Genomic DNA, 7255 nt, shown 5'->3' with positions numbered 1-7255 from the left:
ACCCTCGGGTCCAGGACAGCTTCCACATCGAACACCACTGATTCCCTTTCCATCTCTGACTCCTTCAAGTCGATGGGTGGGGAAAATTCGATTACCACAGGTGGGGATTATTGGATTACCGCTGACAACGCAGTTCTTCGCCCATTACCACGCGGTCAAACCGTATCTCATCAACGACGAGCCGCCACCGACGCGCGAGCGCCTTCAGTCGCCCGAGCAGCGCGATGAGCTCGACGGCCTGTGGGAATGCATCCTGTGCGGTTGCTGCAGCGGATTCTGCCCTTCCTACTGGTGGAATCCGGACAAGTTTCTGGGGCCGGCCGCGCTACTCCAGGGGTACCGGTTCATTGCAGACAGCCGTGACCGGGCAACAGCCGAGCGGCTCGAGTATCTGGACGACGTCTATCGCTTGTACCGCTGTCGCTCGATCATGAACTGCACGGAAGTCTGTCCCAAGCACTTGAGCCCGTCGCATGCGATCGAGCGCATCCGCGCAAAGCTCACCAGACAATCGCTGTAACCAGGCATCGGTGCCTGGCTCGACCCGGCACCGACATGACAGGAGGCGAACATGGCACGCAAGCACGCGACATCCGGGGAACTCATCGACATCGCACCGCTGGGCGCGAGCCTGGCGGACACACACTCGAGCACCTTGATTCGCGCCGAGCACTTCGAAGTGTTCCGGATGGTGCTGCCGGCGGGCAAGGCGACCCCGATGCACGAGGCCAGCGGACTGATCACCATCCAGTGCATCGAGGGCAGCGTGGAGCTTGAAGCGCACGGTCGGACGCAACTCATGCAGCCCGGCCATCTCGTCTATCTCGCAGACCGTGAACCTCACGCGGTACGGGCGATCGAGGACAGTTCGTTGCTCGTCACCATTGTGCTTCATCGCGAATAACGGGCGCGCCGCCAGACAAGCGGGATCGTCCCGCGAAAACGGAACGTAGCTGCCGATCTGTCGCGTCACGATCGCGCGCGCCACGACAGCGCCCAGACCTCTGCCACTTTCCCGGTTTACTGCCTGCCAAGGCTAGGCACCCACGCCGGGATTGGCAGCAAATGGCAGCGTCGATTCACGCTTCCACCCCACGAATGCGTCTCAAAGCCGCATTCCGCCTGAGTTTCCACCTCTCCCGGTCCCCTGGCACACCAATTGCCTTGTCTTGATTAGGTCAATTGAAGACCTTTGACGCTATCGATACATGAACGCTATCGCTGCAATGCAAGAAATCAAATTGCGCCGCATATTAGCTTTCTCTAATCTTTAGTTGTCGTCAGACACAACCTATCGCCAACACGGAGATTCATCATGGAAACCACGCAGCAAGCCAGCTTCCCCCACCTCAACGAACCAGCCCCGGCCTTCAAGGCGCGCACGACCCACGGTGATCGCTCGCTCGAGGATTATCGCGGCAAATGGCTGATCCTCTTCTCCCACCCGGCCGACTTCACCCCGGTGTGCACCACCGAGTTCATCGGTTTCGCACAAGCCGCACCCAAGTTCGCCGAGATGAACTGCGAGCTGCTCGGCCTGTCGATCGACAGCCTCTTCTCGCATCTCGCTTGGACCCGAAACATCAAGGAGAAATTCGGGGTGGACATTCCCTTCCCGATCATCGAGGACATCAAGATGGAGGTGGCCAGCGCCTATGGCATGGTCCACCCAGGGGCAGCCGACACCCAGGCGGTGCGTGCGACCTTCTTCATCGACCCCAACGGCATCCTGCGCGCAATGGTGTATTACCCGATGAGCAACGGTCGCAGCATCGACGAGTTCGTTCGCCTGCTCGAAGCGATGCAAACCTCGGACGAGAACGGCGTCGCGACGCCGGAAAACTGGTGCCCGGGCAAGCCGGTGATCGTGCCCCCGCCCAAGACCGCTGAAGCGGCCGACAAGCGCGCGGGCGAAGGCTACGACACGGTCGATTGGTACTTCTCGACCAAGTCGCTCTGATCTCCACCTGACTACCCTGCGCACCCCAGCCGGGGTGTGCAGGGTCTTATCAACAAACCCGACGCACGGGAGAGCCCATGAACACCGAAATCAGAACCGATGTCGTGATCATCGGCGCCGGCAGCGCAGGCCTCTATGCCTTGCGCGAAGTCCGTCGCGCCGGTAAGGATTTTCTGCTGATCGACCGAGGGCCGCTGGGCACCACCTGCGCCCGCGTCGGTTGCATGCCGTCAAAAGTGGCGCTTCATGCGGGCGCCGAATGGGCTACGCGCAAGGCCTTGCCGGCCATCGGCGCGAGCGGCACCGAAACACTGTCCATCGACCACGCGTCCACCTGGGCGAAGCTACGCGAGCAACGCGACTTTTTCGCCGGCAACGCGGCCGGCAAAGCCCGTGCCGCCGCGGGTGACAGGCTGATTGAAGGCCGGGCCCGCTTCGTCGAACCGACGCTGATCGAGGTCGACACCGCGAGCGGTGCGCGTCGCATCCGTGCCGACGCGGTGGTGATCGCTACCGGTTCCCGCCCGGTGATGCCGGGCTGGCTCGAACCAGTGCGCGACCGGACGATCAGCACGGACGACCTGTTCGAGCTGGACGCACTGCCCCGCAGCGTCGGCATTCTGGGGCTGGGCGCCATCGGACTGGAGATGGGGCTGGCGCTGTCGCGACTCGGCATACGCGTGGTCGGCGCCGATCTGGCCACGAACGTCGGCGCTATCGTCGACCCGGTGATCGGTGAACGCGCGCGTCCCCGCTTCGGACAGGAAATGGAATTGTGGCTGGGAGTGGAAACCCGCCTCGAACGGACCGAAACGGGCGTATCGATGCGCGCGGACGATCGCGAAACCGAAGTCGAGGTGCTTCTCGCGGCACTGGGCCGGCGACCGAATACCGATGGCCTGGGACTGGCGGAAGCCGGTTTTCCGCTGGACGCGCGCGGCACACCGCTCTTCGACTCGGCGACGATGCAGATTGGCGACCTGCCCGTATACATCGCCGGCGACGCCAATGCCGACCGCCCGCTGATGCACGAAGCTGCGGACGAGGGCGCGATCGCGGGCTTCAACGCGGCCCGGAGCACACCCACCCGGTTCGCACGCAAAGTGTCGCTTGGCATCGCCTTCTCCGATCCGGATGTCGCGAGCGTTGGCAGCCGTTTCGACGCGCTGCCGGCCGACGGCATCGTGATTGGTTTGGCCGGCGGCGACAAGAACGGCCGGGCGCGCATCCTCGGCGCGACCGACAGTCTGCTCCGCGTCTATGCGGACGCCTCCGACGGCCGTCTGCTCGGTGCCGCAATGGTGTCAGCCGGCGGCGAACACCTCGCTCACTTGCTCGCCTGGGCCATACAGCGCGGCGAAACCGCGCGCGAACTGCTCGCGCTGCCCTATTACCACCCGGTGGTCGAGGAAATGTTGCAGACCGCCCTGCAAGACATTGTCAGCCAGTTGCCCGATGCGTCGCCCTACCCAGCGGGCCTGGCGCTCGAGACGCGGCTTTGAAGGAGAACCGTTCGATGAATACGCAGATTGCAGCGGCGAGCAACGCGCCCGCGCAAAGCGGGCACGCAACCCGTTTGGCGCATTTCCCGGTCGCACTGTTTGCCACCGTAATGGGTCTGGCGGGCCTGACCATCGCCTGGCTCAAGGCACATCACGCCGGCATCGCACCCGCAGAGGTCGGCATCTTGCTGCGCTGGCTCGCGAGCGGTGTTTACGTTTTCCTGATCGCAATGTATGCCACAAAGCTGATCCGCCATCCCGATTCGGTAAAGGCCGACCGTAACCATCCGATTCGCCTGAATTTCTTCCCGGCAATCTCGATCGGCATGCTGCTGCTCGCCATCGCGTGGGCACAGGATGCGCCCGCGGTCGCCCGCTGGATGTGGGGTGTCGGCGCCGCAGTGCATCTCCTGTTCACCCTGTTCGCGATGAGCAGCTGGATTCACCATACCCACTACGACATCAAGCACGCCAACCCGGCCTGGTTCATTCCGGTGGTGGGCAACATCATCGTGCCACTGGCGGGCGTGCGTTTCGCGCCTGCGGACATCAGCTGGTTCTTTTTCAGTATCGGGCTGGTGTTCTGGCTGGTGCTGATGACCATCGTGCTCTACCGGGTGTTCTTTCACGAGCCGTTACCGGCGCGCCTGACGCCGACGCTTTTCATCCTGATCGCACCGCCGGCGGTGGGCTTTCTCGCTTACGTCGCGCTGACCGATCAGCTCGATCCGATGGCCCGGGTGCTCTACTTCACCGCGCTGTTCCTCACGCTGCTGCTCGCCAGTAACGCCGCGCGCTTCTTCCGCCTGCCGTTCTTCATCTCGGCCTGGGCCTATTCCTTCCCGCTGGCGGCGATGACCATTGCCACCTTCGAGATGAGCGCACGCAGCGGAATGGTCTTTTACACTGGTTTGTCCTGGCTCCTGCTGGTCGTACTGAGTGCCGTCGTCGCCGTTCTGGCCGTCAAGACCCTGATCGCGGCCAGCCAGGGCAGGATATGCGTGCCGGAATGAGCCCGACTTCCCTTAAAACATTATCGAATCAAGAGGACACTTTCATGCAGCAAGCCAACGTCAAGTCCTTCTTCGACCCCGCCACGAATACCGTCACCCACGTCGTGTCGGACCCGGCCACGGCCAAGGCGGCGATCATCGACAGCGTGCTCGACTATGACCCCAAGTCCGGCCGTACGTCACGCGCATCCGCCGACGAAGTGATCGCCCACGTCCGCGAAGCCGGTCTGAGCGTGGAATGGCTGCTCGAAACCCATGCCCACGCGGATCACCTGTCGGCGGCGCCATACCTGAAGGCGCATATCGGTGGCCAGATCGGCATCGGCTCCCACATCTGCCAGGTGCAGAGCGTGTTCAAGGAGATCTTCAATGCCAAGGACATGAACACCTACGGCGCCGAGTTCGATCATTTGTTCGAGGACGGGGAAACCTTCCGCATCGGCGAACTAGAGGTCGAAGTGATGCACACGCCTGGCCACACCCCTGCTTGCCTGACCTATGTCATCGGCCAGGATGCCTTCGTCGGTGACACCTTGTTCATGCCCGACTACGGTACCGCGCGTTGCGATTTCCCGGGCGGCGACGCGGCCACCCTGTTCCGCTCCATCCGCAAGGTGCTGTCACTCGCCCCGGAAACCCGGCTGCACCTGTGCCACGACTATCCGCCCGAGGGGCGCGAGCCGAAATGGGAAACCACGGTCGCCGAGCAGAGTGCACGCAACATCCATGTGCATGACGGTGTCACCGAGGCGGAGTTCGTCGAGATGCGCACTGCCCGCGACAAGACGCTTGCGATGCCGACGCTCATCCTGCCCTCCATTCAGGTGAACGTCCGCGCCGGCAACCTGCCGCCGGCCGAGGACAACGGCGTGCACTACCTGAAAATTCCGATCGATCTCTTGTAAACCGACCAATGACCCCGGACACCGCGGCAAGACCGGCTTCACTGTTCGGGCGCTGGCGAGACTACCGTCGCTCGGCGCTCGGCGACGACCTGGTCGCCGCCGTCATCGTCACCATCCTGCTGGTGCCGCAGAGTCTCGCCTACGCGATGCTGGCGGGGCTGCCCCCGGTCGTGGGTGTGATGGCCAGCCTGCTGCCCATCCTCGGCTACGCGGCCTTCGGCTCCAGCTCAACGCTGGCGGTGGGACCTGTTGCGGTACTTGCGATGATGACTGCGCAGGCCGTCGGTGGTGTCGCCGTCGCGCATGACGTCGCCCCGCATCTGGTGGCAATGGTGCTCGCGCTTGAGATCGCGGCGGTCTTCCTGATCGCGGCGCTGTTCCGGCTCGAAACCCTGGCTGCCCTGCTCGGTGCCCCAGTGCTGCACGGTTTCATTACAGGAGCGTCGCTGGTCATCGCCATCGGCCAGCTGCCGGTGTTGCTTGGCGTGCAGGCTGGCGGCAGCACCGTGGTCGAACTCGGCCATTCGCTGGCTGCTTCGTCCCACCCGACGCCGCACCTGACCACCGCCCTCATCGGGCTCTCGGCACTCGCAATGCTGTGGGGCTTGCGGCGCTACGGCGCCCGCGGGCTGCGCAGTTTCGGACTCGGAGCTCGGCCGGCCCAGTTGCTGGCGCGTACCGCCCCGATCATCGTGGTGGTGTTGTCCATTGCCTGGATTGCGGGTCTTCCGCAGCTCAACGCTGGCGTCGCGCTGTCGGGCCGGGTCAATCTGGGCGACGGCCTCGCCTTTCCCCCATTGTGGCAGGCACCCTTTGCGGTCTGGCTCGACCTGCTGGCCCCTGCCGTATTGCTGGGGCTGGTGGCCTACGTCGAGAGTCTGGCGGTCGCAGAAGCGCTGGGCGCACGGCGCGGCGAGAAGGTCTCACCAAGGCGCGAGCTTTTCGGCCTCGCCGCAGCCAACGCCGCCGCCAGCGTCTCCGGCGGCATGCCGGTCACCGGTGGCTTCGCGCGCAGCATCGTCAACTTCGACGCCGGCGCCCGCACCCGGATGGCTGGCGTGTGGACCGCACTGTTTCTCGCGGTCGCCATCGCGCTGCTCGGCGACATGCTGCAATACCTGCCACGCGCGGTGCTGGCTGCGACCATCATCGTCGCGGTTCTGTCGCTCGTGGATCTCAAACCCTTCCTGCTGGCGTGGCGCTACTCGCGCACCGAGTTCACGCTGATGGCAATGGTGACGCTGCTGACACTGACCATGGGGGTCGAAACCGCATTGCTCGCGGGCGTGCTCGGCGCGATCTGCCTTCTGCTGCAGCGCACCGCCCGGCCACACTGGACAGAGGTCGGCCGCCTCGCCGGCACCGAGGTCTTCCGCAACGTCAATCGTTTCGAGGTGGAAACCCTGCCCGAGGTCTTGTCGGTGCGCGTCGACGAAAGTCTCGTCTTCACCAACTCCCGCTGGGTCTCCGAAACCCTGACCACAGCCATGGCCCGCAAGCCGGGCTTACGCCACGTGGTGCTGATGATGAGCGGGGTGAACGGCATCGACCTGACCGGGCTGGAAGTCCTGATGCAGCTCGACCGCGACCTGCGCTCGAAAGGTCTGGTGCTGCATTTTTCCGAACTCAAGGGACCGGTGCGTGACAGACTCGACCGGACCGACGTCGCCGACTGGCTGTCCGGCCGAATCTTCATGACACAGGCCGAGGCGTACAAGGTTCTGGGGGTCGGAGGTGGGGGCACTGCAACCGGCGCCGAAACAGACACTGCATGAGCCACGAATCGAGGCGACTTGTTCTGCGGCCCTCCGTGACCCACGGTAGCCGTTTCGGCGGCGGCTGGACGACCGGTCCACCGGTTTGTCTCGCCGCGCC

General features: G+C 64.1%; 7 protein-coding genes. All 7 read left to right on the top strand.

Features of this window, described 5'->3' with window-relative positions; genetic code table 11:
* A partial coding sequence (locus GPA21_RS09570) for a 4Fe-4S dicluster domain-containing protein (protein ID WP_168987975.1) occupies nucleotides 1–520 on the top strand: 520 nt, incomplete at its 5' end.
* 51 nt (nucleotides 521–571) lie between these two features.
* Nucleotides 572–904, top strand: a complete 333-nt coding sequence (locus tag GPA21_RS09565; protein ID WP_168987974.1) for a cupin domain-containing protein — start codon at nucleotides 572–574, stop codon at nucleotides 902–904.
* Nucleotides 905–1315: 411 nt separating this feature from the next.
* Complete coding sequence (locus GPA21_RS09560) at nucleotides 1316–1960, top strand: peroxiredoxin (RefSeq protein WP_211163518.1); 645 nt, start codon at nucleotides 1316–1318, stop codon at nucleotides 1958–1960.
* A gap of 77 nt (nucleotides 1961–2037) precedes the next feature.
* Complete coding sequence (locus GPA21_RS09555) at nucleotides 2038–3462, top strand: dihydrolipoyl dehydrogenase (protein WP_168987973.1); 1425 nt, start codon at nucleotides 2038–2040, stop codon at nucleotides 3460–3462.
* A 14-nt stretch (nucleotides 3463–3476) separates the two neighbouring features.
* On the top strand, nucleotides 3477–4475 hold the full coding sequence (locus GPA21_RS09550; RefSeq protein ID WP_168987972.1) for an SLAC1 anion channel family protein: 999 nt from the start codon (nucleotides 3477–3479) through the stop codon (nucleotides 4473–4475).
* A gap of 44 nt (nucleotides 4476–4519) precedes the next feature.
* A complete protein-coding gene (locus GPA21_RS09545) occupies nucleotides 4520–5380 on the top strand; it encodes an MBL fold metallo-hydrolase (RefSeq protein WP_168987971.1) in 861 nt (286 codons plus the stop codon).
* Between the two features lie 8 nt (nucleotides 5381–5388).
* Nucleotides 5389–7155 (top strand): SulP family inorganic anion transporter, encoded by a 1767-nt coding sequence (locus GPA21_RS09540; RefSeq protein WP_168987970.1) that lies wholly within the window; start codon nucleotides 5389–5391, stop codon nucleotides 7153–7155.
* Nucleotides 7156–7255: the final 100 nt, after the last annotated feature.

This window comes from Azoarcus taiwanensis (genome assembly GCF_012910885.1).
In the GTDB taxonomy this organism is placed as follows: domain Bacteria; phylum Pseudomonadota; class Gammaproteobacteria; order Burkholderiales; family Rhodocyclaceae; genus Azoarcus_F; species Azoarcus_F taiwanensis.
The sequence above is the reverse complement of the archived record's forward strand: the minus strand, read 5'-3'. Positions and strand labels throughout refer to the sequence as shown.

Coding starts and splice junctions, on each gene's coding strand:
- GPA21_RS09565 (WP_168987974.1), top strand. CDS start 572: ATGGCACGCAAGCACGCGACATCCGGGGAACTCATCGACATCGCACCG.
- GPA21_RS09560 (WP_211163518.1), top strand. CDS start 1,316: ATGGAAACCACGCAGCAAGCCAGCTTCCCCCACCTCAACGAACCAGCC.
- GPA21_RS09555 (WP_168987973.1), top strand. CDS start 2,038: ATGAACACCGAAATCAGAACCGATGTCGTGATCATCGGCGCCGGCAGC.
- GPA21_RS09550 (WP_168987972.1), top strand. CDS start 3,477: ATGAATACGCAGATTGCAGCGGCGAGCAACGCGCCCGCGCAAAGCGGG.
- GPA21_RS09545 (WP_168987971.1), top strand. CDS start 4,520: ATGCAGCAAGCCAACGTCAAGTCCTTCTTCGACCCCGCCACGAATACC.
- GPA21_RS09540 (WP_168987970.1), top strand. CDS start 5,389: ATGACCCCGGACACCGCGGCAAGACCGGCTTCACTGTTCGGGCGCTGG.